The sequence below is a fragment of the Kangiella sp. HZ709 genome (assembly GCF_009674675.1).
Classification (GTDB): domain Bacteria; phylum Pseudomonadota; class Gammaproteobacteria; order Enterobacterales; family Kangiellaceae; genus Kangiella.
Genome location: NZ_WKJC01000002.1, coordinates 475,564 through 500,637 on the forward strand (window position 1 = coordinate 475,564; position 25,074 = coordinate 500,637).

Consider the following 25,074-nt stretch of genomic DNA (forward strand, 5'->3'; position numbering starts at 1 on the left):
GTTATCAACCCAAATTCAGTGAGTGTTCTAACAATCAGTCTTATGTAAGACTAATTTGAACATCAACACCCGCTGCTAAATCTAATTTCATCAATGCATCAACTGTTTTCTCAGTTGGATCAATGATGTCTACTAAACGCTTGTGAGTACGGATTTCATACTGATCACGAGCATCTTTATTCACGTGTGGTGAAATCAAGATGGTGTAGCGCTCTTTACGAGTAGGCAAAGGAATAGGACCTTTAACCTGAGCACCAGTACGCTTAGCAGTGTTCACGATCTCTGAAGTTGATAAGTCAATCAACTTGTGATCGAATGCTTTCAATCTGATTCGAATACGTTGCTTTGCCATTGCAAAGAACTCCTAAATTACATTTAAAGAACATAAAAAACCGCTCCACCCTACATCATTGAGGGGCGCGGTAACCATTTATTAATCAGACTCAAATCGAGCCTGTTGTTAGCAAAATCAATAACTTATAAAGAAACTGCCTTGCAAGAACAACCCTAATTGTGGCAATGACGCCTACAAAGGGACGCGAATTATAGGTGAATCCAACCCTATACGCAAGCTAATTACCCGAATTAATTACATAAAAAAAGCCAGGTATATACTGGCTTTAACTTAAAAATGTAGGCCTAGAGCATATAATTAATTGCATTAGCATTGAATGCATTTAAATTTGGCAGAATCGTCGATATTTGCGCGGGCTCTGCATCGAACCAATCCAATACTGGCTTACTGAATTGTTCCACCGATGTAGTTGGAATAATGCGGCCATCATTTCGATAATCATCCGGCCCCCCAATTTCCAAGCTAGGCATAGTGCCATAGATATCGCCACCACGTACCATTCCTCCCATCATCAGTTGGTGATTACCCCAAGCATGATCAGTACCATCACCGTTGGATGTTAAAGTACGGCCAAACTCAGAGCTGGTGAAACTGGTCACTGAGTTTTCAACACCCAACTCAACAGTCAAGTCATAGAAGTATTTCATCGCTTGGCTTATTTGACCTAATAATGCTGGTTGGCGAGTATTTTGATCGTCATGAGTATCAAAACCTCCCATCGCCACATAAAATACTTGACGAGTCATACCTAGCTGCTCTCTGATAGCAATCATACGTCCTACCATCCTTAAGCTTTCTGCTAAGCGGTTTCGATCTTGTGGTAACTGGGTTGTGAAGTCGGCTAAATTATTGGTTAAATCTCCAACTTGCTCAATCAGTTCCATGGTTCTCTTCTGAGTATCAGAAAACTCTTTAGTGAAAGGGTTGCTATAGCTAGTATCTAACAATGACCGAAAAGCTGTTCGGCGATCCTGTGTCCAATTTCTATCTGGACGCACATAGTTATAACGATCAAAGCCATTACTTCCAATAGAAATATCAAGATTTTGATCGCTTACCAACCATTTGGAACGACCACCAATAGACATGGCGGTTAACAAAGCATTAGTATTATCCATCACTTTATAATCCATTAACCGCCCGCCCCAACCTGTTTTAGTGGTATCAGGATCACCATAACGCCACTGATCTTGCTGATCATTATGCGAAAACAGTTGTCTAGGTCTTGGCGTGGCAGGATTTTCTAAAGAGCCTTTAGTCACTGGCTGTATTAGATTACCTACATTAGCCATAACTCCTAACTTGCCATCCGAAAATAGTTGCTGCATTTCACTAAAGGCAGGGTGAAAACCAAATTGAGCCCCCCCTGCAGTGATTGGGCTAATCGGTAAAATATCACCCCTAGCTACCGCTAAATTTTGACGTGATGCTGAGTACTCATTATATTCGAAATCACTTCTTGGGATGACCATGTTAAAACCATCATTGCCACCCAAAAAGAAGATATTGACGATTGCCTTATAATCAGTGGGAGGAGCGCCAGCCGCTATCAAGGGTTGCGACCAATTCATTAGTCCTGCTGAAGCAATAGTTCCAGCACCTAACTTGAAAAAATCTCTACGATTCAATTTACTCATATGCTTTATCCAGTTATGGCTCCTATTGTTGTACTGCAAATTCAGGTGAAGTAATGATTAATCCAATAGCATCAGCAGCTTTTTCTTCAAAATTTTCATCACCGTAAGTTGCCATAAAATCTAATGCTGTCTGTCTAAGCTCTGGGCTCATCTTTTCAGCCAGCAACAATAGATTCAAGTGATCCAATAATGCTTCAGGATCTGAAGCTAAATCTCGTTCCCTCGTAATATTTATGAGTATGTCGTCCGCGTCCGGATTATCATTCGCAAAATTGTTCATACTTAAGACTCGCCAATGCAAATGATTGGTCATTTTTGCCATAGTGCCCTCTGAATGGATCTGAAGCTCTGGTGCAACCCAATCATTATCTTTAAACTGGCCTTGCGGTGCATAAAATGGCGAAAAGAAATTAAATACGCTGGGCGATTGCAAAGGCCCTTGCGAAAAATCATTATTCACCCATCGGAAATCATAAATCCCGTTAGCTGCGTTGCCATCAAAAGCTCTCCATAGCGCAGTTAAACGCAATAACGGCTCTTTAACTTTGCCAAAAACTTTATCAGCACTTGTGTTGCCGGTTCGCGCTTCGGTATCCATCAGTATAGCTTTAACCACTGCCTTCATATCACCGCGAATACCACTACCATTATTGTTAAAGATGGTAGCAACTCTTTGCACGTATGCATTGGAAGGGTTGCTGGTGACTAACTTTTGAATTAATTGTTTTGAAATAAATGGGCCAACATTCGGGTGATTAAAAATGTTATCCAATGCCTGCTCTAGATCTTGCTCAGGTGTTTGTCCAGCGGGTAAAACAACACCATTCAATAAGGTTTTTTCACCCGTATCATGATAATCTGGAAAAGCTTTCATCGGTTTCAACAAATCACGATCTTGACGCCACTCTTTAAAGCGGTCCATATTACTCCAAGTCCAGCCAGTGAAAACATGCGCGAAACCCTCGATCTCTTCCTGCCCGTAAGTTGGTATTGAATTACCTTGTGCGTCAGTTTTTACCGTGCCATCCAAATTCAACTCAACCAACCCAATAGTGAATAGCTGCATTAATTCACGCGCATAATTCTCATCAGGACGAATATTTTTATCTGGGTTCGGCTTTTCATTGCGCAACATACTCAAGTATTCACCCATAACAGGATTTAAGGTAACAGCTTCAATTAGATTTCTATAATTACCAAGACCATTAATTAAAAGCACATCGTAGTAATTTGAAAGAGATTTAACCCCATCTATACCGTTGCTGTTAACACCTGATTGACCAATCACTAAAATTTGACTAAGGGCAAAAGCTACTCTTTGGCGTAATTGATCTTCTGCTCTAATGGAACGCATCCACCAAGCATTGACATGTTGACTCCAAGTATCGTTATCCGCGATGGTGACAATATCGTAATACCTTAAGTGTGGGCTTGGTGATAAGTTTAATTGCCTATCAATCCAGCCTTCAATGCCTCGATTAACTACATCGTCGATATCATTTAGCCTAGTTCCAAAGGTTGCTTGCTCGAGCAAAGTTACCGCTGCAGCTTTGGTTACAGGCGGCGGCGGAGTGCCCCCAACCGGCGGAGGTGTGCCACTATCAGTATCAGAATCCGAGCCGCCACCACAAGCAACTATCAAGAAGGTTGCAACGCCTAAAATTAGACTTTTGATTTGCATGATCTATATCCTATCTAAGCCCCAAAAATAATAGGTATAGTGTAAATATAACTGACAACAAATACATCTAAACCCTGCTCAGAATTTACCATTATTTATAAAATGTGATTTTTTACGCTTAAAGATGAGACTTAGTTTGGTTTTTTGCTTGTTTTATGGGTGATAGGTACCTTTTTATCCTTATCTCATTAATTTAATCTCTTTTAAATTAATGCCTTTACTGCCAATTTTTGTCATAAAAAAACCCTGCCGAAGCAGGGTTTTAAGATAGAACCGAAGTTCTAGCATTATTAAACTAAGACTTATTCAAAGATCTTAGCAACAACACCAGCACCTACTGTACGGCCACCTTCACGGATTGCGAAACGTAAGCCTTCGTCCATCGCGATTGGGTTGATCAAAGTCACAACCATCTTGATGTTATCGCCTGGCATTACCATCTCAACACCTTCTGGTAACTCAACAGCACCAGTCACGTCAGTTGTACGGAAGTAGAACTGTGGACGGTAACCTTTGAAGAATGGAGTATGACGACCACCTTCATCTTTAGATAATACGTAAACCTCTGACTCAAACTTAGTGTGAGGATTAATCGTACCTTTGTGAGCCAATACTTGACCACGCTCTACTTCATCACGTTTAGTACCACGTAATAAAACACCTACGTTATCACCAGCTTCACCTTGGTCTAGTAACTTACGGAACATCTCTACACCTGTAACAGTAGTAGTAGTAGTTTCCTTGATACCTACGATTTCAATCTCTTCACCAACTTTTACGATACCGGTCTCTACACGGCCTGTTACTACTGTACCACGACCTGAGATTGAGAATACGTCTTCAATCGGTAACAAGAATGGCTTGTCCGTTACACGCTCTGGCTCTGGAATGTAAGTATCTAAAGCTTCGCCTAACTTTACAATCGCTGCTTCGCCGATATCACTTTGGTCGCCTTCTAAAGCTTTCAAAGCTGAACCACGGATGATTGGAGTCTCGTCACCTGGGAATTCGTATTGATCTAATAACTCTACGATTTCCATTTCAACTAACTCTAATAACTCTTCGTCATCTACCATGTCGCACTTGTTCAAGAATACGATGATTTTTGGTACACCAACCTGACGTGATAACAAGATGTGCTCACGAGTTTGTGGCATAGGGCCGTCAGCTGCTGAACATACTAAGATAGCGCCGTCCATTTGAGCAGCACCAGTAATCATGTTCTTTACATAATCCGCGTGACCTGGGCAGTCTACGTGCGCGTAGTGACGGTTTGGAGTTTCATACTCAACGTGTGAAGTCGAAATCGTGATACCACGCTCTTTCTCTTCTGGAGCGTTGTCAATCTCGTCAAAAGCTCGTGCGTCGCCGCCATATACTTTTGATAACACTGTACAAATCGCTGCTGTTAAAGTTGTTTTACCGTGGTCAACGTGGCCAATTGTACCAACATTAACGTGCGGTTTATTACGTTCAAATTTTTCTTTAGCCATCTTCCTATTACCTCTAGATTCTCTAAAAAACTTATAAAATTTTGTTAAACAAGGTTAAGCCGTATCTTAACCTTTATTGATAATTGCGTCAGCAATGTTGCTAGGTGCTTCTGAGTAATGAGCAAATTCCATAGTGAAACTTGCGCGACCTTGTGACAAGGAACGCATCTCAGTTGCATAACCGAACATTTCTGAAAGTGGTACTTCAGCGTTAATTACTTTACCTGATGGATTTTCGTCCATACCTTTAAGTAGGCCACGGCGACGGTTAAGGTCACCCATGATGTCACCCATGTATTCTTCAGGAGTAACAACTTCTACTTTCATCATTGGCTCAAGTAATGCAGGGTTAGCTGTAGCAGCAGCATTTTTAACCGCTAAACTACCAGCAACTTTAAACGCCATTTCATTCGAATCTACATCATGGTAAGAACCATCAAATAAAGTCGCTTTAACGTCTAATACAGGATAACCCGCTAAGATACCGTTCTCTAACTGCTCTTCGATACCTTTAGAAACTGCGCCGATGTATTCACGAGGAACCGCACCACCAACAATTTCGTTAACGAATTCAAAACCAGCGCCCTCTTTTTGAGGCTCAAGTTTAACCCAAACGTGACCATACTGTCCGCGACCACCCGATTGACGTACGAATTTACCTTCGACTTCAACCGCGTTACGAATAGATTCACGATAAGCAACCTGAGGTGCACCGATATTAGCTTCAACTTTAAACTCGCGACGCATACGGTCAACAAGAATATCTAAGTGAAGCTCGCCCATACCAGAAATAATGGTTTGGCCTGATTCTTCATCAGTTTGTACACGGAAAGATGGATCTTCCTGTGCCAACTTACCTAAAGCAATACCCATTTTTTCTTGGTCAGCTTTAGTCTTTGGCTCAACAGCAACCGAGATTACTGGATCAGGGAATTCCATACGCTCAAGGATAATTTGATTATCCAATGCGCATAAAGTATCACCAGTTGTTACGTCTTTAAGACCTACACCTGCCGCGATGTCACCAGCGCGTACTTCTTTGATTTCTTCACGAGAGTTTGCGTGCATCTGTACGATACGGCCGATACGCTCTTTCTTACTCTTAACAGAGTTCATTACGTGATCACCAGAGTTAATAACACCAGAGTAAACACGGAAGAAAGTTAAAGTACCAACAAATGGGTCGGTCGCGATTTTAAATGCTAATGCCGCAAATGGCGCATCATCATCAGCTTCACGAGTTTGAGTTTCAGACTCATCTGCTTCAGCGTGAGGAATACCTTCAATCGCCTTAACTTCTTCAGGTGAAGGCATGTACTCAATAACTGCATCAAGAACCGCTTGAACACCTTTGTTTTTGAAAGCAGAACCACCGAACATTGGAATGATTTCATTCGCTAATGTACGTTGACGGATACCCGCTTTAATTTCTTCTTCAGAAAGTTCCATAGTCTCAAGATATTTTTCCATCAACTCTTCTGATGCTTCAGCTGCAGCTTCAACCATGAACTCACGCATTTCAGCACAACGGTCAGCTAAATCAGCAGGAATATCAGCATATTCAAAAGTCATACCTTGATCGGCTTCATTCCAAAGAATCGCTTTCATCTTAATTAAATCAACAACGCCTTTGAACTCGTCTTCAGCACCAATAGTCATTTGCATTGGAACTACGTTTGCGTTCAAGCGCTCTTTTAATTGATCAGCAACCATATCAAAATCTGCACCAGCACGGTCCATCTTATTAACGAAAATCATACGAGGAACTTCGTATTTATTCGCTTGACGCCATACAGTTTCAGTTTGAGGTTGTACACCTGACGAGCCGCAAAGAACAACAACAGCACCATCCAACACACGTAAAGAACGCTCTACTTCAATAGTAAAGTCGACGTGACCAGGGGTGTCAATGATGTTAATACGGTGTTCGTCAAATTGGCCTTGCATACCACGCCAGAAGGTTGTAGTTGCAGCAGAAGTAATGGTAATACCACGCTCCTGCTCCTGCTCCATCCAATCCATCGTTGCTGCACCATCATGTACTTCACCAATCTTATGAGAAAGACCTGTGTAGAACAAAATACGCTCAGTTGTAGTGGTTTTACCCGCATCAACGTGCGCAACGATACCAAGGTTACGGTATCTTTTAATTGGGGTTTTACGTGCCACAATAGACTCCTTGGGTTACCAACGGTAGTGAGAGAATGCTTTGTTCGCTTCTGCCATGCGGTGAACGTCTTCACGCTTCTTAACCGCAGAACCGCGACCTTCTAGTGAATCTAAAACTTCGCCAGCTAAACGCTCACGCATAGATTTTTCACTACGTTTACGAGCTGCTTCAACTAACCAACGCATAGCAAGCGCAGTTTGACGAGCAGGACGTACTTCTACTGGTACCTGGTAAGTTGAGCCACCAACACGGCGAGACTTCACTTCCACCATCGGGCGGATTTTCTCTAAACCTTGTTCGAACAATTCAACAGGCTCTTCACCAGCTTTCTTTTCAACCATAATATCAAGCGCACCATAAACGATTCTTTCTGCAACTGACTTTTTACCGTCAAGCATTAAGATGTTGATGAACTTAGCTAACATTTCTGAACCAAACTTAGGATCAGGTAGGATCTCGCGTTTCGCGACAACACGTCTTCTTGGCATGTCATTTACCTCATGCATGTGTAACTTCAGGATGATCTGGAATAAGTAGTTACGGACCTTATCCAGCCTTACTCACATAGCGAAATAGCCGGCATGAAACCGACTACTCTCTATATCTCAAATTGTAATACTTTAATGTTTCAGCTCTATGACAAGAACATTAAAGCGTGCATCGTATTAATTCTAAAATTAACCGACACTTCAAAATTTCTAGTGCTAGGCAATTGAGTTCTTTGCGAGGTGAAGTTGGCTATAGCCAACGAATTGCCGAAGCAAAAACTCAATTAACGACGCAATAGGAATTTTACTTTGGTCTTTTTGCACCGTACTTAGAACGACCTTGTTTACGATCTTTAACACCAGCCAAATCTAAAGTACCGCGTACACAGTGATAACGTACACCTGGCAAATCTTTTACACGACCGCCACGGATCATTACAACACTGTGCTCTTGAAGGTTGTGACCTTCACCACCGATGTATGAAGTAACTTCAAAACCGTTGGTTAGACGAACACGCGCTACTTTACGTAGTGCTGAGTTTGGTTTCTTTGGAGTAGTCGTGTAAACACGAGTACATACGCCACGCTTTTGTGGACATGCTTCCAAAGCTGGAGTAGTCGTCTTTTTAACCTGCTTTACGCGAGGTTTTCTTACTAGCTGATTAATAGTAGCCATTAATTCTGTCTCTAATATTCGTTGTTTGCATAAAAAACGCTAATTCATGCGCCCAATAGGACTTAAATTCACTGTCCTAGGTCTAGGGCGCGCTATTCTAATGAGGTCAAAGAGATAAGTCAAGCGCTCAACTATTGATCAAAAGCTAATCAATTGAACGCTTGAATTTAACCTTATTCCTCGGTTGCTTCTTCGATTGAGCTTAGCTCTTCCGATAAAGCTTGTTCCACTTCGTCGGCAGATGGACCAGCATCTTCTACTGATACTGCCGCACGTTTTTGGCGACGCTCTTGGTGATAGCTCAAACCAGTACCAGCTGGGATCAAACGACCAACAATCACATTTTCTTTCAAGCCACGTAAGTCGTCCATTTTACCGTTGACAGCCGCCTCGGTAAGTACACGAGTAGTTTCTTGGAAAGATGCCGCCGAGATAAATGACTCAGTTGCAAGCGATGCTTTAGTAATACCCATTAGCACGCGCTCAAATTCAACTGACTCTTTACCCGATTCGTTTAACTTATCGTTCTCTTCAAGCACTCGAACCACTTCCATTTGATCGCCTTTCAATAAGCGCGAATCTCCTGGATTAGTCACGATACACTTACGCAACATCTGGCGGATCACAACCTCGATGTGCTTATCGTTAATGCCTACACCTTGCAGACGATAAACTTCTTGCACTTCGTTCACAATGTAACGTGCAAGTTCAGTAACCCCTTTCAAGCGAAGAATGTCATGAGGGTTATCAGCGCCATCAGAGACAACCTCACCCTTTTCAACTTTCTCACCTTCAAAGACGTTTAGATGACGCCATTTTGGGATTAACTCTTCGTAAGTATCGCTGCCGTCTTGAGGAGTAATGACTAAGCGACGCTTACCTTTAGTTTCTTTACCAAAGCTCACAGTACCTGAGATTTCTGCCAAAATAGCAGACTCTTTTGGTTTACGAGCTTCAAATAAATCAGCAACACGTGGAAGACCACCAGTAATATCCTTGGTTTTCGAACTCTCTTGTGGAATACGGGCAATTGCATCACCGATATTCACTTCAGAGCCATCTTCAAGGTTAACGATAGCATTAGTTGGTAAGAAATAAACGGCTGGAACATCAGTACCAGGGATGTGTAATTCTTTACCTTTCTTATCCACTAATTTAATCGCAGGCTTAACATCTGATGATTTAGAGCCTGAACGCTGCTTGTTTTCAGTGATAACAATCGAACTCAAACCGGTTAACTCATCTGTCTGACGCTCAATGTTTACACCTTCAAGCATATCCACGAATTGGATTTTACCGCCAAGCTCAGCAATGATTGGGTGAGTGTGCGGATCCCAGTTAGCAACAATGTCACCACCAGTTGCTTGCGAACCTTCGGCTGCGCTTAATACCGCACCGTAAGGAACTTTATAACGCTCACGCTCACGACCAAACTCATCAATCACATTCAATTCAGCTGAACGCGAAACGATCACTAGCTTGCCGTCTTTCTTTTCAACAGTTTTTGCATTCTTAAGACGCAACTCACCGTTATTTTTAATTTGTACATTGTTCTCAGCAGATGCTCTAGATGCCGCACCACCGATGTGGAAAGTACGCATCGTTAACTGAGTACCTGGTTCACCGATCGATTGAGCAGCGATTACACCAACTGCCTCACCTTGGTTGATGATATGACCACGTGCTAGGTCACGACCATAACAAGCCGCACAAACACCAGTACGAGTATCACAAGTAATAACAGAGCGGACTCGAACTTCATCTACTGAGTGCTTCTCTAAAATATCTACCCACTTCTCATCCAATAAAGTGCCAGCTTCTGCTAATACATCATCGGTGCCTGGAATATAAATATGTTCTGCAACAACACGGCCTAAAACTCGCTCGCGTAATGGCTCAACAACATCACCACCTTCAATTAATGGTGTCATGATAAGACCATCGTCAGTACCACAATCTTCGGTAGTAATTACCATGTCTTGCGCTACATCAACTAATCGACGAGTTAAGTAACCTGAGTTTGCTGTCTTTAATGCGGTATCGGCCAAACCTTTACGAGCACCGTGAGTCGAGATGAAGTACTGAGACACATCAAGACCTTCTCGGAAGTTCGCCTTAATTGGCATTTCGATAATCGAGCCATCTGGTTTTGCCATCAAACCACGCATACCGGCTAGCTGACGAATCTGCGCCGCACTACCACGAGCACCTGAGTCCGCCATCATAAAGATTGAGTTGAATGATGGTTCACGAGAAGTGTTACCTTCTTTATCGGTCACTTCTTCAGTACCGATGTTATCCATCATCGCTTTCGCAACTTTCTCATTGGTATGAGACCAGATATCAACTACTTTATTGTAGCGCTCACCTTGAGTTACTAAACCAGAATTAAACTGCTCTTGAATTTCAGCAACTTCTTTTTCGGCTGAATCAATAATTTCTGCTTTAATCTCTGGAATTTGCATATCTTCGATACCCACCGAAGCACCAGAACGAGTTGCATAAGAGAAGCCGGTATACATTAATTGGTCAGCAAAAATTACCGTTGCTTTCAAACCGCGCTCACGGTAACAAGTGTTTACCAATTTAGAGATCGCTTTCTTAGTCATAGCTTGATTCACTAACTCAAAGCTAATGCCATCAGGAACGATGCCCCAAAGTAATGAACGACCGACTGTGGTATCCAATAATTCAATCGTATCAGTACGCTCACCGTCTTCGTCAAAATGTACGATAGGTAAACGAACTTTCACTTTCGCGTGTAAATCTACAACTCCATTGGCATAAGCACGCTGAACTTCATCAGCGTCAGTGAAGGTCATGCCTTCACCTTTCGCGTTGATACGCTCACGCGTCAAGTAATATAAACCTAATACAACGTCCTGCGTTGGAACTATAATCGGCTCACCGTTTGCTGGTGATAAGATGTTATTTGTCGACATCATTAAAGCACGGGCTTCTAATTGCGCTTCGATAGTTAACGGTACGTGTACCGCCATTTGGTCACCATCGAAGTCGGCGTTAAAGGCCACACACACTAATGGGTGTAACTGAATCGCTTTACCTTCAATCAACACTGGCTCAAAAGCTTGCAGACCTAATCTGTGAAGAGTAGGTGCACGGTTTAGCATTACTGGGTGCTCACGGATAACTTCTTCAAGAATATCCCACACGATTGGCTCTTCGCGCTCAACCATTTTCTTAGCTGCTTTAATTGTCGTTGCTAAACCACGACCTTCTAGCTTGCTGTAAATGAATGGCTTAAATAACTCCAATGCCATCTTCTTAGGAAGACCACATTGATGTAATTTCAAAGTAGGACCAACAACGATTACCGAACGACCCGAGTAATCAACACGCTTACCTAATAAGTTCTGGCGGAAACGACCTTGTTTACCTTTGATCATGTCTGCCAAAGATTTCAATGGACGCTTGTTAGAACCGGTAATTGCACGACCACGACGACCATTATCTAACAAGGCATCAACTGACTCTTGTAACATACGCTTTTCGTTACGCACGATAATGTCAGGAGCATTAAGATCTAATAGACGCTTTAAACGGTTGTTACGGTTAATTACACGACGGTATAAATCGTTCAGATCCGAAGTTGCAAAGCGACCGCCATCTAGTGGTACCAAAGGACGTAAATCTGGTGGAAGAACTGGCAAGATTGTCATGATCATCCACTGAGGATCATTACCAGACTCTAAGAAAGCTTCTAATAATTTCAGGCGCTTCGATAGCTTCTTCAATTTAGTTTCAGAATTAGTACCTGGAATATCTTCTTCACGAATTCGCGTTGCTTCTTCTTGTAAATCAATATGATCTAATAAAGCAGAAACTGCTTCCGCACCCATCTTAGCTTCAAAGTCATCACCAAACTCTTCTAAAGAATCTAAGTAAGCTTCTTCACTTAATAATTGACCTGTTTCTAAAGTCGTCATACCTGGATCAGTCACTACGAATGCTTCGAAATACAATACGCGCTCAATGTCACGTAAAGTCATATCAAGTAGCATACCAATACGACTAGGTAATGATTTTAAGAACCAAATGTGGGCAACTGGACAAGCTAAATCGATGTGACCCATACGCTCACGACGAACTTTAGTTAAAGTCACTTCAACGCCACATTTCTCACAGATAATACCGCGATGCTTTAAGCGCTTATATTTGCCACATAAACATTCATAGTCTTTTACTGGTCCAAAAATTTTGGCACAGAACAAACCATCTCTTTCTGGCTTGAAAGTACGATAGTTAATCGTCTCTGGTTTTTTTACTTCACCATATGACCATGAGCGAATTTGATCTGGCGATGCCAAACCAATGCGGATCGCATCAAACTCTTCAGACTGATTTTGTTGCTTAATAAAATTTAATAAATCTTTCACAATCTCTCTCCAAGTAGGAGTTAAACCTTTTCCTTTAAATTTTTAATAAAATTAAAGGAGTCTCTTTTGCCATGCTAATTACTAACTCGGGTAAAAAGCACGACAGGTGAAGTATTACTCTTCGTGCTCTAACTCAATGTTAATCGCTAATGAGCGGATTTCCTTAGTCAATACGTTGAACGACTCAGGCATACCTGGCTCCATACGGTGATCACCATCGACAATGTTTTTGTACATACGAGTACGACCATTAACATCATCCGACTTAACCGTAAGCATTTCTTGCAAGGTATAAGCAGCACCGTATGCTTCCAGTGCCCATACTTCCATCTCACCGAAACGCTGACCACCAAACTGAGCTTTACCGCCCAGTGGCTGTTGGGTAACTAAACTGTACGAACCCGTTGAACGAGCATGCATCTTGTCATCCACTAAGTGGTTCAACTTAAGCATGTACATGTAACCTACCGTTACCGGACGCTCAAATTGGTCACCTGTACGACCGTCATACAACCAAGTCTGGCCTGATTTCGGTAATTCCGCTAAATCAAACATCGCATGAATATCAGATTCTTTCGCGCCATCAAATACCGGCGTACCCATTGGGACACCTTTACGCAAATTAGAAGCCATGTTCATAACTTCTTCATCTGATAACTCAGCTAAATCAACTTCTTTTTGATCGCGATGGTTATAGACTTTGTTCAAGAAAGCACGGACTGTTTTCGGCGCTTTACCAGTATCTAGAAGTTCACCAATTTTAAGACCAACGCCTGTTGCTGCCCAGCCTAAGTGAGTTTCTAATACCTGACCAATGTTCATACGAGACGGTACACCTAGCGGATTTAATACGATATCCACTGGAACACCATTTTCGTCATATGGCATATCTTCTACCGGTACGATGTTTGAAATAACACCTTTGTTACCGTGACGACCTGCCATCTTATCACCCGGTTGAATACGACGTTTAACCGCTAAATAAACTTTAACGATTTTTTGTACGCCAGGTTGTAATTCATCACCTTGGGTAATCTTTAATTTTTGCGCTTCAAACTTTTGGTCATAAACTTTCTTTTGCTCAACAATAAAGTTTGCCAAATTTTCAAGCTGCTGTTGTTTTTCATCAACACGTAATTGAATTTCTAATACTTGCGCCGGCTCTAACTCAGCTAAGTAATCAGCAGTCACTTTACTGCCTTTCTTCAACTTGTTAGGACCTTTTTCCGCAACACAACCGGAAACCAAGTTACGAGCACGCTGATGGATGTTATCCGTTAAGATACGGAACTCATCATTAATATCTTTCTTAGCGCGAGCCACTTCTTCATTTTCGATATCTTTTGCACGAGCATCTTTTTCAACGCCGTCACGGGTAAAGACTTGAACGTCAATTACCGTACCAAAAGTCGAAGTGCCAACACGTAAAGATGTATCTTTAACGTCAGAAGCTTTCTCACCAAAAATGGCTCTTAGAAGTTTTTCTTCTGGAGTTAATTGGGTTTCACCTTTTGGTGTCACCTTACCAACTAAAATATCGCCTGGTTTAACTTCGGCACCGATGTAAACAATACCTGACTCATCAAGTTTACTTAAGGCACTCTCGCCAACGTTAGGAATATCCGCAGTAATTTCTTCTGAACCTAATTTGGTATCACGAGATACACAAGTTAATTCTTGAATATGAATACTGGTGAAGCGATCTTCTTGAACTACATTCTCTGAGATTAAGATCGAATCCTCGAAGTTATAACCATTCCAAGGCATAAATGCTACGCGCATATTTTGACCTAATGCCAACTCACCTAAATCGGTAGAAGGGCCATCGGCTAATACATCACCACGAGCAATCATATCGCCTTGTTTAACGATTGGACGTTGGTTAATACAAGTATTTTGGTTAGAACGCGTGTACTTAGTGAAGTTATAAATATCAACACCAGAGTCGTTCTCGCCAACTTCTTCTTCATTCACACGAATAACAACGCGGCTGGCATCAACTTGATCAACCACACCGCCACGTTTCGCGGCAACCACTACACCTGAATCCACAGCAACTGTACGTTCCATACCAGTACCCACTAATGGCTTTTCAGCACGTAACGTTGGTACTGCTTGACGTTGCATGTTTGAACCCATCAATGCACGGTTCGCATCATCGTGTTCAAGGAATGGAATCATCGACGCAGCAACCGAAACGATTTGCTGTGGCGATACATCCATATATTCAACTTGATCAGGCGTTGCTAAGATAAATTCTCCTAATTGACGTGAAGGTACTAATTCTTCAACGAAGTTACCTTTCTTATCTAATTCAGCATTGGCCTGTGCAATAACGAATTTACCTTCATCAATTGCGGATAAGTAATCAACATCCGCAGTTGCCTTACCTTTTACAACGCGGCGATACGGAGTTTCTAAGAAACCATATTCGTTAGTACGCGCGTAACAAGACAGGGAATTAATCAAACCAATGTTTGGACCTTCCGGTGTTTCAATCGGGCATACACGACCATAGTGAGTAGGGTGAACGTCACGAACCTCAAAGCCAGCGCGCTCACGAGTCAAACCACCAGGTCCTAATGCAGAAACACGACGCTTGTGCGTGATTTCTGATAATGGATTGTTTTGATCCATAAATTGGGATAATTGGCTTGAACCGAAGAATTCTTTAACCGCTGCCGATACTGGCTTGGCATTAATTAATTCTTGAGGCATCAAGTTTTCACTTTCAGCTTGTGATAAACGCTCTTTTACTGCGCGCTCTACACGAACTAAACCAACACGGAATTGGTTTTCAGCCATTTCGCCAACAGAACGGATACGACGGTTACCTAAGTGATCGATATCATCAACCGTACCTTTACCATTACGAATATCAATCAATGTTTTCATTACATCAATAATATCTTCGTTCGATAAAATACCAGAGCCTTCAATCTCGTCACGACCAACACGACGGTTGAACTTCATACGACCAACACGTGATAGATCATAACGCTCGCCGTTAAAGAATAAGTTTTCAAACAAACCTTCTGCAGCTTCTTGCGTTGGTGGCTCACCCGGACGCATCATGCGATAGATTTCAACTTTAGCTTCTAAAGCTGTTGTTGATGGATCAATACGCAAAGTATCCGACATGTATGGACCGCGATCCAAGTCATTAGTATAAAGTGTTGGAATTTCAGTAACGCCAGCTTCAACAATGGTTGCTAGCAACTCTTCCGTAATTTCGGTATTGGCTTGAGCAATAATTTCACCAGATTCTTTATCAATTAAGTCTGCGGCTAAAGCTCTCTCTAAAATATAGTCAGCAGGTACGTCTAGTTTTTTCACGCCAGCAGTCTCAAGTGCTTTAATGTGACGAGGAGTAATACGACGACCTTCTTCAACCACTACTTTTGATTTTGCTTTAATATCAAAAGTTGCAGTCTCACCACGTAAACGTGCTGGAATTAATTCTAATTGAATATCACCTTTCTTAGTCACAAAGAAGGTGTCACGCTCGAAGAATAAATCAAGCATGTCTTGCGTGCTATATTCTAAAGCGCGCAAGATAATTGATGATGGTAATTTACGACGACGGTCAATTCGTACGTAAAGCATATCTTTTGGATCGAATTCAAAGTCTAACCATGAACCACGGTAAGGAATGACACGAGCTTGATACAATAATTTACCAGAGCTGTGAGTTTTACCACGGTCTGAATCGAAGAAGACACCTGGAGAACGGTGTAATTGAGAAACGATTACACGTTCGGTACCGTTAATAACGAATGTACCATTGTCTGTCATCAACGGTAATTCGCCCATATAAACTTCTTGTTCGCGGATATCTTTTACTTTCTTGGTTTTAGAATCTTTATCATAGATTACCAAGCGAATTGTCACGCGAAGCGGCGCTGCATATGTTACGCCACGGATCTGACATTCCTTAACATTGAATACTGGCTCGCCTAAACGATAGCTCACAAATTCTAGAGCTGCGTTGCCAGAATAACTTTCAATTGGGAATATAGATTTAAAGGCTGCATCCAAACCTGATTCATCAGAGCCTTTCTTTTGCTCAATAAATTCACGGTAAGAATCTTTCTGGATTGCCAACAGATAAGGCACATCGAGAGTATTTGAACGACGACCGAAATCCTTACGGATTCGCTTTTTCTCAGTGTAAGAATATGCCATTTGGGTTCCTCGGTTCACTAACTTTTGACCAATTTTGAATTCGTATTGATGTTAGGTTTATATTGAGAGCTCATCCTCTAAAACCAATCATCGTTACTCAGTTTTCCTATGAAAACTCAGCTGCCGTTTAACGGCAAAAAGGCCGGTGACAAAGTCACCAGCCATTTGAGCTATTTGCTACTTAAGTGTAAGCAAGTAATAAATCGATATTACTTAACTTCAACTTCAGCGCCAGCTTCTTCCAATTGCTTCTTAACGTCTTCAGCTTCTGCTTTCTCAACGCCTTCTTTAACAGCAACAGGAGCGCCTTCAACCATGTCTTTAGCTTCTTTCAAGCCAAGACCAGTGATGCCGCGGATAGCTTTAATTACAGCTACTTTGTTTGCGCCAAAGCTTTTCATTACTACGTCAAACTCAGTTTGCTCAGCAGCAGCTTCACCGCCACCAGCAGCTGGACCAGCAACAGCAACAGCAGCTGCAGCAGATACACCAAATTTTTCTTCCATAGCTTCAACTAGTTCAACTACTTCCATAACGCTCATTTCAGCAATAGCGTTTAATAAATCATCTTTAGATAGAGCCATTTTAGTCTCTCCTGGGTTTCAAAAATAAAATTAAAAAATTAACTACGGTTAACAGTACTATTAAAAGTATTAAGCCGCTTCTTTCTGATCGCGAACTGCAGCCATAACACGAGTGATCTTGCTTGGTACTTCGTTCAAAGTACGCGCAAGTTTCGTGATAGGTCCGTTCATAACCATCATCAAGGATGCAATAGCTTCGTCTTTGGTTGGTAATGCTGCAATAGCGTCTAAACGCTCCGCACCAAACATTTCACCACCAATGGCGACACCAGTTACTGCTAGCTTGTCATTCTCTTTTGCGAAGTCTTTAAAAAGACGCGCCGCTGCACCAGGTGCATCGATAGAGAATGCATAAACTAACTGACCAGTTAATGCTTCTTGCATACAAGCGAACTCGGTATCTTCAACAGCGCGACGTGCTAATGTGTTACGAATAACACGTACATAAACATTTGCTTCACGTGCTTTAACACGTAGAGCAGTCATGTCTTCAACTGTTAAACCGCGGTACTCAGCTACTACGGCTGAAAGCGCATCTTGAGCGATAGTGTTTACTTCGCTAACGATAGCTTTTTTGCCTTCAAGTCTAAGTGCCACTAGTTCACCTCCGTTTATTCAAGTTTTGGTTGTTCACCTCTACTTGAGTTACATTTTGATAAAGCCGGCAAGCCAAACTTTATCCTTTGAGTTACGGTGAACGATTCTGCGATTAAGCATCATCAAGGTTTCACCATCTGCGCAGGTTAGAGCGAACTCTTATTAAACCAACTCATCGTATTCCTCATAAAGGAACTTTATTTTCTGATATTTCAAAAAACAAATACCCGACTCGTCAGTGCCCACGGTCTTTGACGGTTCCCTGAAATGCATAAACAACCCAGGAAACCCAAAGCCAATAACTAAGCTGCCAAAACAGCCCAGTGAATTTTTTAGTCTTTTAAATCGATAGTTGACGCATCAACTGAAAGACCAGGACCCATAGTAGAAGAAACTGAAATCTTCTTCATATAAGTACCTTTTGCTGAGCTTGGCTTACCTTTGTTAAGTGCTTTTAATAAAGTACTTAAGTTTTCTACCAATGCTTCAGTTGCGAAATCTACTTTGCCAATACCCGCGTGAACGATACCGTTCTTGTCAGTACGGTATTGAACCTGACCCGCTTTAGCATTTTTAACTGCTGTTGCAACATCTGGAGTTACCGTGCCAACTTTAGGGTTTGGCATAAGACCACGAGGCCCTAAGATTTGACCTAATTGACCTACCACGCGCATTGCGTCTGGACTAGCAATTACTACGTCAAAATCCAAGTTACCTTTTTTAACTTCTTCAGCTAAGTCATCCATACCTACAACGTCAGCGCCAGCTTCTTTCGCTGCATCCGCATTGTTAGTAAATACTGCAACACGAACGTCTTTACCAGTACCGTTTGGAAGAACTGTAGCACCACGAACAACCTGATCAGATTTACGTGGGTCAACGCCTAAGTTCACAGCCACTTCTACTGACTCGCTGAACTTAACGCTTGAAACTTCTTTAATTAAATCGATAGCTTCATTTACTGGAAGATTAGTACGACCAGCAACTTTTTCGCTAATTGCGCGCATGCGCTTTGAAATTTTAGCCATGATATTAACCCTCTACGTCTACGCCCATTGAGCGTGCTGTTCCAGCGATTGTGTTTACCGCAGCGTCCATATCAGCAGCCGTCAAATCTGGCTCTTTCATGTTGGCAATTTCTTCCAACTGGGCGCGAGTGATCTTGCCAACTTTTTTCTTGTTCGGCTCACCTGAACCTGATTTCAGGTTCAAAGCTTTCTTGATCAAAGTTGATGCTGGTGGAGTTTTAGTGATGAAAGTAAAGCTACGATCACTATACACAGTAATAACTACTGGAATAGGAAGACCTTTCTCTACTTTTTCAGTCTGTGCGTTGAACGCTTTACAGAACTCCATGATATTAACACCGTGTTGACCTAATGCAGGACCAACTGGTGGCGAAGGGTTAGCAGAACCAGCTGCTACTTGTAGCTTAATATAAGCTTCGACTTTCTTAGCCATGTTACACCTCAAATGTGGGTTCAAACGCTGAAAAACACTTTCAGCTCCCCGTTTTACAAAGTCATAAAAGCACTTCCCCGTTTAAACAATCGTTTGACAGAGAAATGCTTTATTCTAAATTTTGTTTGTTAAAAGACCTTAAACTGGCTTTTAACTGTTTCAGCTTTAAAGTTATTAACCCTTTGGCTACTAGCCTTTTTCTACCTGGCTAAACTCCAATTCTACAGGAGTCGAACGGCCAAAGATAGAGACTGAAACTTGCAAACGGCTCTTCTCGTAGTTTACTGACTCTACGACACCGTTAAAGTCCGCAAACGGACCATCTGTAACTCGAACCATTTCGCCTGGCTCGAACAATGTTTTTGGTTTAGGCTTATCGCCACTATCTTCTATTCTATTTAAGATAGTATCCGCTTCTCTTTGTGAGATTGGCGCTGGACGGTCTGAAGTACCGCCGATGAAACCCATAACACGTGGAGTATTACGCACCACTTGCCAAGCCTCTTCCGTCATTTCCATGCTAACTAATACATAACCTGGAAAGAACTTACGTTCACTACGGCGTTTTTGGCCCGCACGCATTTCAACAACTTCTTCAGTTGGAACTAGTACTTCGCCGAAAAACTCTTGAAGGCCAGCCAATTGGATACGCTCTTCCAACATGGTTTTAACCTTATTTTCGTAGCCTGAAAAAGCTTGTACTACATACCAACGTAACGCCATGCTAACTCCTAAACTTAAACCCTAAAAGTAAGGGCTAACCAATGATTGGGTCAACAACCCAAACCACTAATGAGTCAAAACCCCACAAGAACAAGCCCAGTAAGATAACCATAAATAAAACTGCGATAGTAGTTCTTACAGTTTCATTAGATGTAGGCCAAATTACTTTACGTAATTCTGTGCGCGATTCTTTAATAAATTGCCATAAGCTTTTGCCTTTTGCCGTAGTCATTACTACCGCAATAGCTAACACCAAACCACCTAGTACCATTAATGTACGTAAGTAAGTCGGTTGCTCAGAAAAATGATTAAAGCCAACTATGCCACCGATTAACAGGGCAATAGCTACTAACCATTTAACGCTATCTAGCATTGATTTTTCTTCTGTCGCTTGTGCGCTCATTCAATAAACCTTTTAATTTCAGCCTCTTAGGCTTGACTTACAGTGCCAAGTCTATGCTAACAGCATAAAAAAATGGCAGGCCACGAGGGACTCGAACCCCCAACATTCGGTTTTGGAGACCGACGCTCTACCAATTGAACTAGTGGCCTAAAACTCATCCAAAAGCAGCAAAATACTCCTGCTATTGGAAAAATAAGGCAGGGAATTATACCCTGCCTTTTTTGAATTGCAATCTTCTATCTTAAAAAACTGTTGTTTTTTATTAGAAGTGCATTCTTGATATTGCTAACTAATTGAATTATTTAATAATTATTCAATATACCCGATCTTATTCAAAGATCTTAGCAACAACACCAGCACCTACTGTACGGCCACCTTCACGGATTGCGAAACGTAAGCCTTCGTCCATCGCGATTGGGTTGATCAAAGTCACAACCATCTTGATGTTATCGCCTGGCATTACCATCTCAACACCTTCTGGTAACTCAACAGCACCAGTCACGTCAGTTGTACGGAAGTAGAACTGTGGACGGTAACCTTTGAAGAATGGAGTATGACGACCACCTTCATCTTTAGATAATACGTAAACCTCTGACTCAAACTTAGTGTGAGGATTAATCGTACCTTTGTGAGCCAATACTTGACCACGCTCTACTTCATCACGTTTAGTACCACGTAATAAAACACCTACGTTATCACCAGCTTCACCTTGGTCTAGTAACTTACGGAACATCTCTACACCTGTAACAGTAGTAGTAGTAGTTTCCTTGATACCTACGATTTCAATCTCTTCACCAACTTTTACGATACCGGTCTCTACACGGCCTGTTACTACTGTACCACGACCTGAGATTGAGAATACGTCTTCAATCGGTAACAAGAATGGCTTGTCCGTTACACGCTCTGGCTCTGGAATGTAAGTATCTAAAGCTTCGCCTAACTTTACAATCGCTGCTTCGCCGATATCACTTTGGTCGCCTTCTAAAGCTTTCAAAGCTGAACCACGGATGATTGGAGTCTCGTCACCTGGGAATTCGTATTGATCTAATAACTCTACGATTTCCATTTCAACTAACTCTAATAACTCTTCGTCATCTACCATGTCGCACTTGTTCAAGAATACGATGATTTTTGGTACACCAACCTGACGTGATAACAAGATGTGCTCACGAGTTTGTGGCATAGGGCCGTCAGCTGCTGAACATACTAAGATAGCGCCGTCCATTTGAGCAGCACCAGTAATCATGTTCTTTACATAATCCGCGTGACCTGGGCAGTCTACGTGCGCGTAGTGACGGTTTGGAGTTTCATACTCAACGTGTGAAGTCGAAATCGTGATACCACGCTCTTTCTCTTCTGGAGCGTTGTCAATCTCGTCAAAAGCTCGTGCGTCGCCGCCATATACTTTTGATAACACTGTACAAATCGCTGCTGTTAAAGTTGTTTTACCGTGGTCAACGTGGCCAATTGTACCAACATTAACGTGCGGTTTATTACGTTCAAATTTTTCTTTAGCCATCTTAAGCCTCCGGATTATCCGCGTTTTAAGTTTCTCGTTAAAACGGGTGTCTACCGGGGTCATGTGCTTCCGAAAAGAAACTGACGCCCTGCACCCTTAAATTTAATTGTCGCCCATGCGAACAATTAAAACTGGTGCCAATAAGCAGATTCGAACTGCTGACCTCACCCTTACCAAGGGTGCGCTCTACCAACTGAGCTATATCGGCAAAATCTTTCTCAATTAGCCACTTTAGATAGAGCGGCACTTAATTTGGAGCGGGTAGCGGGAATCGAACCCGCATGTTCAGCTTGGAAGGCTGACGTTCTACCATTGAACTATACCCGCAAATCCTTTGTTTCATTCAAAAGACCTGAGAGGCCAGTGCCAGTCAGGTCATGAATGCGATATTGAGTCTAATCGACTCTGTTAATCAATCGTACTTTATTAAATACGCTTGATTGAAAAATGGTGGAGGGGGCTGGATTCGAACCAGCGAAGCTTTCGCGTCAGATTTACAGTCTGATCCCTTTGGCCGCTCGGGAACCCCTCCAGGACTTGTGCAGAACGCCTGCTCAAGTGAGCGCGCATCATGCCAATTTGTGAAAAAAAATGCAAGTCATTCTCAGCTATCAATAGCTATGGGAGAACTTAACTTGCACCTTTTATAAAACGCCGTCCTAAGCATTTTAAAGAATAATGGTGCCGACTGCCGGAATCGAACTGGCGACCTACTGATTACAAGTCAGTTGCTCTACCTACTGAGCTAAGTCGGCGTAACTTCAATGGCTAATTATTGCTAAAGCACCATTGCGTTAAGTGGCGGGAATTTTAGCGATCTCATTTTGGTTTGGCAATGCTTTTTTACTAATTTTTTTAGGTTTCTTTTATTAATTTCAAAAAAGCTGAATTTATATGGGCAAAAGACCTCTTTTTAGCCATTTAAATGCTGATAATACAAACCTTCAAACACCAACTCAGGGCAGTCTTGCCAATCCAATTCTTCAGGTAGGGCAACTTTTGCCATTAAGCCAGCGCCATCACCACCGCAAACGTACAACTTTTTCACTTGATACTTTGCTACCAGCTGCTCCAAGCAAACCTGCAAATAACCTGCCGCGGCTTGATAAGTGCCAAGCTCAACAGCTTGAAGGCTATTCTGGCCTAGCCATTGACTGCTATCAGCTGGTTCAAAATCGAGTTTGGCTCCGTAAGCAATTTTACCAGTATCCCCAAATAAACTTTTTTGCATCAGGTGAATGCCGGGCACTATATGGCCACCAAGATGGCGCCCTTCTTTATCAACCATATCCAAAGTTATAGCAGTACCAGCATCGAACACTGCAAATGGTTGATTTGCAGTGTCACTTCCGATTTGTCTTTCAAGCCCAGCGACCATCGCCAACCAACGATCCACTCCTAGCGCCTTAGGCTTATCATAGCTATTAGTTAAATCTTTTTTGGCAGATGCATATAAATCTCTGGAAACTAAAAACTCAGGTGTTATGGAAAACACTTCTTGGCAAAAAGTTTTTATCTTATCTTTAATCTCATCGCTAGCAACACTAGCAATGAGAATGGCTTGAATATCAGTGTGACGCTGTTCCATCAAAGATAAATTCTGCAACCAATGCGTCTCTGCAAACTCTTGATTATCCCAATCTCTTTTCCCTAGGACTTGATATCGATCCTCTGACGTTATCACCAGTTTGCAACGACTATTACCAATGTCCATTAACACCCAACTCATGAAGCCTCCACCTTTAAGCTCACTTCACCGGCAAAAATAGGCTTTATCTCATTATTGTATTCCAATAGTAATGCTCCAGATTTATTAACTCCTTTAGCGGTACCATGCAAGACACCATTAGATTGGTGGACCTCTACTCTTTTATTAAAAGATTCATCGTACTGGTTCCAACTTTGTTGGAATGCGGCAAAACCTTCTTGCTCAAACAGCTTTAAATTAATTTGTAATTGTTTTAGGACAAACACTAAAATCGCCTGCCTATCAATCGAACGACCGCTGAGATTAGCAAGGCTTGTCCACTCCTGTTCGATAGTTTCTTGCTGTGATTGCATATTAACATTGAGACCAATGCCAATAATAACTTCTAAATCACCTGCAGCATCACCTGTAAGCTCTACCAAAATGCCGGCTAACTTTTGTTGTTCTACACGAACATCGTTTGGCCATTTCAATTGTAATTTCTCAAAGCCCATAATATCCAAAGCTTCAACAATCGAAATGCCGACTACTAAACTTAATCCCCCTAACTGTTGCACAGGCTGCTCAGTTTTCCAACCATAAGAAAAGTATAGATTAGTAGCTAATGGTGATTGCCAATTACGCCCTCTACGCCCGCGACCAGCAGTCTGATATTCGGTAATGACTAAATGCTTATCTTTAAATTTTTCTTTTAACCTTTGATTGGTTGAATCCATCAAGAAGTCATATTCATGACTTATATTTAAAGCACCTAATGCCATTATAAATTTTTTGCTATCCAATAAAGCCGAAGGGCTCTGCCAAAGATAACCTTTACCCGAAACTGATTCTAATTCTAAACCATACTCTTGTAGTTGCTGGATCAGCTTCCAGACATAAGCCCGACTAACCTCAAGTTCTTCAGCAAGCTTCTGTCCTGAATGACACTGACCATCACTCAGCAATTGAATGATTTGCGATAGTTGTTGTTCTTTGTGCGCGGTTTGCGAATTCACAA

General features: G+C 41.9%; 18 protein-coding genes and 5 tRNA genes. All 23 read right to left on the reverse strand.

The window, feature by feature from the left end; all coding sequences use genetic code 11:
- Positions 1-40 precede the first annotated feature (40 nt).
- Complete coding sequence (gene rpsJ / locus GJS41_RS11185) at positions 41-352, reverse strand: 30S ribosomal protein S10 (RefSeq protein ID WP_154247437.1); 312 nt, start codon at positions 350-352, stop codon at positions 41-43.
- 287 nt (positions 353-639) lie between these two features.
- Positions 640-1,992, reverse strand: a complete 1,353-nt coding sequence (locus GJS41_RS11190; protein WP_154247438.1) for a DUF1501 domain-containing protein — start codon at positions 1,990-1,992, stop codon at positions 640-642.
- A gap of 22 nt (positions 1,993-2,014) precedes the next feature.
- The gene (locus GJS41_RS11195; protein ID WP_154247439.1) at positions 2,015-3,673 is read right to left on the reverse strand and encodes a DUF1800 family protein; all 1,659 of its coding nucleotides are present in this window, start codon (positions 3,671-3,673) and stop codon (positions 2,015-2,017) included.
- A 302-nt stretch (positions 3,674-3,975) separates the two neighbouring features.
- Positions 3,976-5,166 (reverse strand): elongation factor Tu, encoded by a 1,191-nt coding sequence (tuf, locus tag GJS41_RS11200; protein WP_154247440.1) that lies wholly within the window; start codon positions 5,164-5,166, stop codon positions 3,976-3,978.
- Between the two features lie 66 nt (positions 5,167-5,232).
- The gene (gene fusA / locus GJS41_RS11205; RefSeq protein WP_370515705.1) at positions 5,233-7,335 is read right to left on the reverse strand and encodes an elongation factor G; all 2,103 of its coding nucleotides are present in this window, start codon (positions 7,333-7,335) and stop codon (positions 5,233-5,235) included.
- A gap of 15 nt (positions 7,336-7,350) precedes the next feature.
- Positions 7,351-7,824, reverse strand: a complete 474-nt coding sequence (rpsG, locus tag GJS41_RS11210) for a 30S ribosomal protein S7 (RefSeq protein ID WP_154247441.1) — start codon at positions 7,822-7,824, stop codon at positions 7,351-7,353.
- Positions 7,825-8,128: 304 nt separating this feature from the next.
- The gene (rpsL, locus tag GJS41_RS11215) at positions 8,129-8,500 is read right to left on the reverse strand and encodes a 30S ribosomal protein S12 (protein WP_154247442.1); all 372 of its coding nucleotides are present in this window, start codon (positions 8,498-8,500) and stop codon (positions 8,129-8,131) included.
- Positions 8,501-8,673: 173 nt separating this feature from the next.
- A complete protein-coding gene (rpoC, locus tag GJS41_RS11220; protein ID WP_370515706.1) occupies positions 8,674-12,897 on the reverse strand; it encodes a DNA-directed RNA polymerase subunit beta' in 4,224 nt (1,407 codons plus the stop codon).
- Between the two features lie 114 nt (positions 12,898-13,011).
- Positions 13,012-17,082 (reverse strand): DNA-directed RNA polymerase subunit beta, encoded by a 4,071-nt coding sequence (gene rpoB, locus GJS41_RS11225; RefSeq protein ID WP_154247443.1) that lies wholly within the window; start codon positions 17,080-17,082, stop codon positions 13,012-13,014.
- Between the two features lie 209 nt (positions 17,083-17,291).
- On the reverse strand, positions 17,292-17,666 hold the full coding sequence (rplL, locus tag GJS41_RS11230; RefSeq protein ID WP_154247444.1) for a 50S ribosomal protein L7/L12: 375 nt from the start codon (positions 17,664-17,666) through the stop codon (positions 17,292-17,294).
- 69 nt (positions 17,667-17,735) lie between these two features.
- Positions 17,736-18,263: a 50S ribosomal protein L10 gene (gene rplJ, locus GJS41_RS11235; RefSeq protein ID WP_370515707.1), complete on the reverse strand. Its 528-nt coding sequence runs from the start codon at positions 18,261-18,263 to the stop codon at positions 17,736-17,738.
- Positions 18,264-18,595: 332 nt separating this feature from the next.
- Positions 18,596-19,291: a 50S ribosomal protein L1 gene (rplA, locus tag GJS41_RS11240; protein WP_154247445.1), complete on the reverse strand. Its 696-nt coding sequence runs from the start codon at positions 19,289-19,291 to the stop codon at positions 18,596-18,598.
- A gap of 4 nt (positions 19,292-19,295) precedes the next feature.
- Positions 19,296-19,724 carry a 50S ribosomal protein L11 gene (rplK, locus tag GJS41_RS11245; protein WP_154247446.1) on the reverse strand — a complete coding sequence of 143 codons (429 nt, stop codon included), beginning with the start codon at positions 19,722-19,724 and terminating at the stop codon, positions 19,296-19,298.
- 189 nt (positions 19,725-19,913) lie between these two features.
- On the reverse strand, positions 19,914-20,447 hold the full coding sequence (nusG, locus tag GJS41_RS11250; RefSeq protein ID WP_154247447.1) for a transcription termination/antitermination protein NusG: 534 nt from the start codon (positions 20,445-20,447) through the stop codon (positions 19,914-19,916).
- Positions 20,448-20,481: 34 nt separating this feature from the next.
- Positions 20,482-20,850, reverse strand: coding sequence for a preprotein translocase subunit SecE (gene secE / locus GJS41_RS11255; RefSeq protein ID WP_154247448.1), 369 nt, complete (start codon positions 20,848-20,850; stop codon positions 20,482-20,484).
- Between the two features lie 73 nt (positions 20,851-20,923).
- Positions 20,924-20,999, reverse strand: a tRNA-Trp gene (locus GJS41_RS11260).
- Positions 21,000-21,178: 179 nt separating this feature from the next.
- Positions 21,179-22,369, reverse strand: a complete 1,191-nt coding sequence (tuf, locus tag GJS41_RS11265; protein ID WP_154247440.1) for an elongation factor Tu — start codon at positions 22,367-22,369, stop codon at positions 21,179-21,181.
- 132 nt (positions 22,370-22,501) lie between these two features.
- A tRNA-Thr gene (locus GJS41_RS11270) sits at positions 22,502-22,577 on the reverse strand.
- Positions 22,578-22,622: 45 nt separating this feature from the next.
- Positions 22,623-22,696, reverse strand: a tRNA-Gly gene (locus tag GJS41_RS11275).
- A gap of 121 nt (positions 22,697-22,817) precedes the next feature.
- Positions 22,818-22,901 (reverse strand) — tRNA-Tyr (locus tag GJS41_RS11280).
- A gap of 147 nt (positions 22,902-23,048) precedes the next feature.
- Positions 23,049-23,124: transfer RNA gene (locus GJS41_RS11285), tRNA-Thr, on the reverse strand.
- A 158-nt stretch (positions 23,125-23,282) separates the two neighbouring features.
- Entirely contained in the window at positions 23,283-24,098 is an 816-nt protein-coding gene (locus GJS41_RS11290; protein ID WP_154247449.1) for a type III pantothenate kinase, read from the reverse strand.
- Positions 24,095-25,072: a bifunctional biotin--[acetyl-CoA-carboxylase] ligase/biotin operon repressor BirA gene (birA, locus tag GJS41_RS11295; protein ID WP_370515715.1), complete on the reverse strand. Its 978-nt coding sequence runs from the start codon at positions 25,070-25,072 to the stop codon at positions 24,095-24,097. The genes GJS41_RS11290 and birA overlap by 4 nt, the downstream gene beginning before the upstream one ends.
- Between the last annotated feature and the right edge of the window lie 2 nt (positions 25,073-25,074).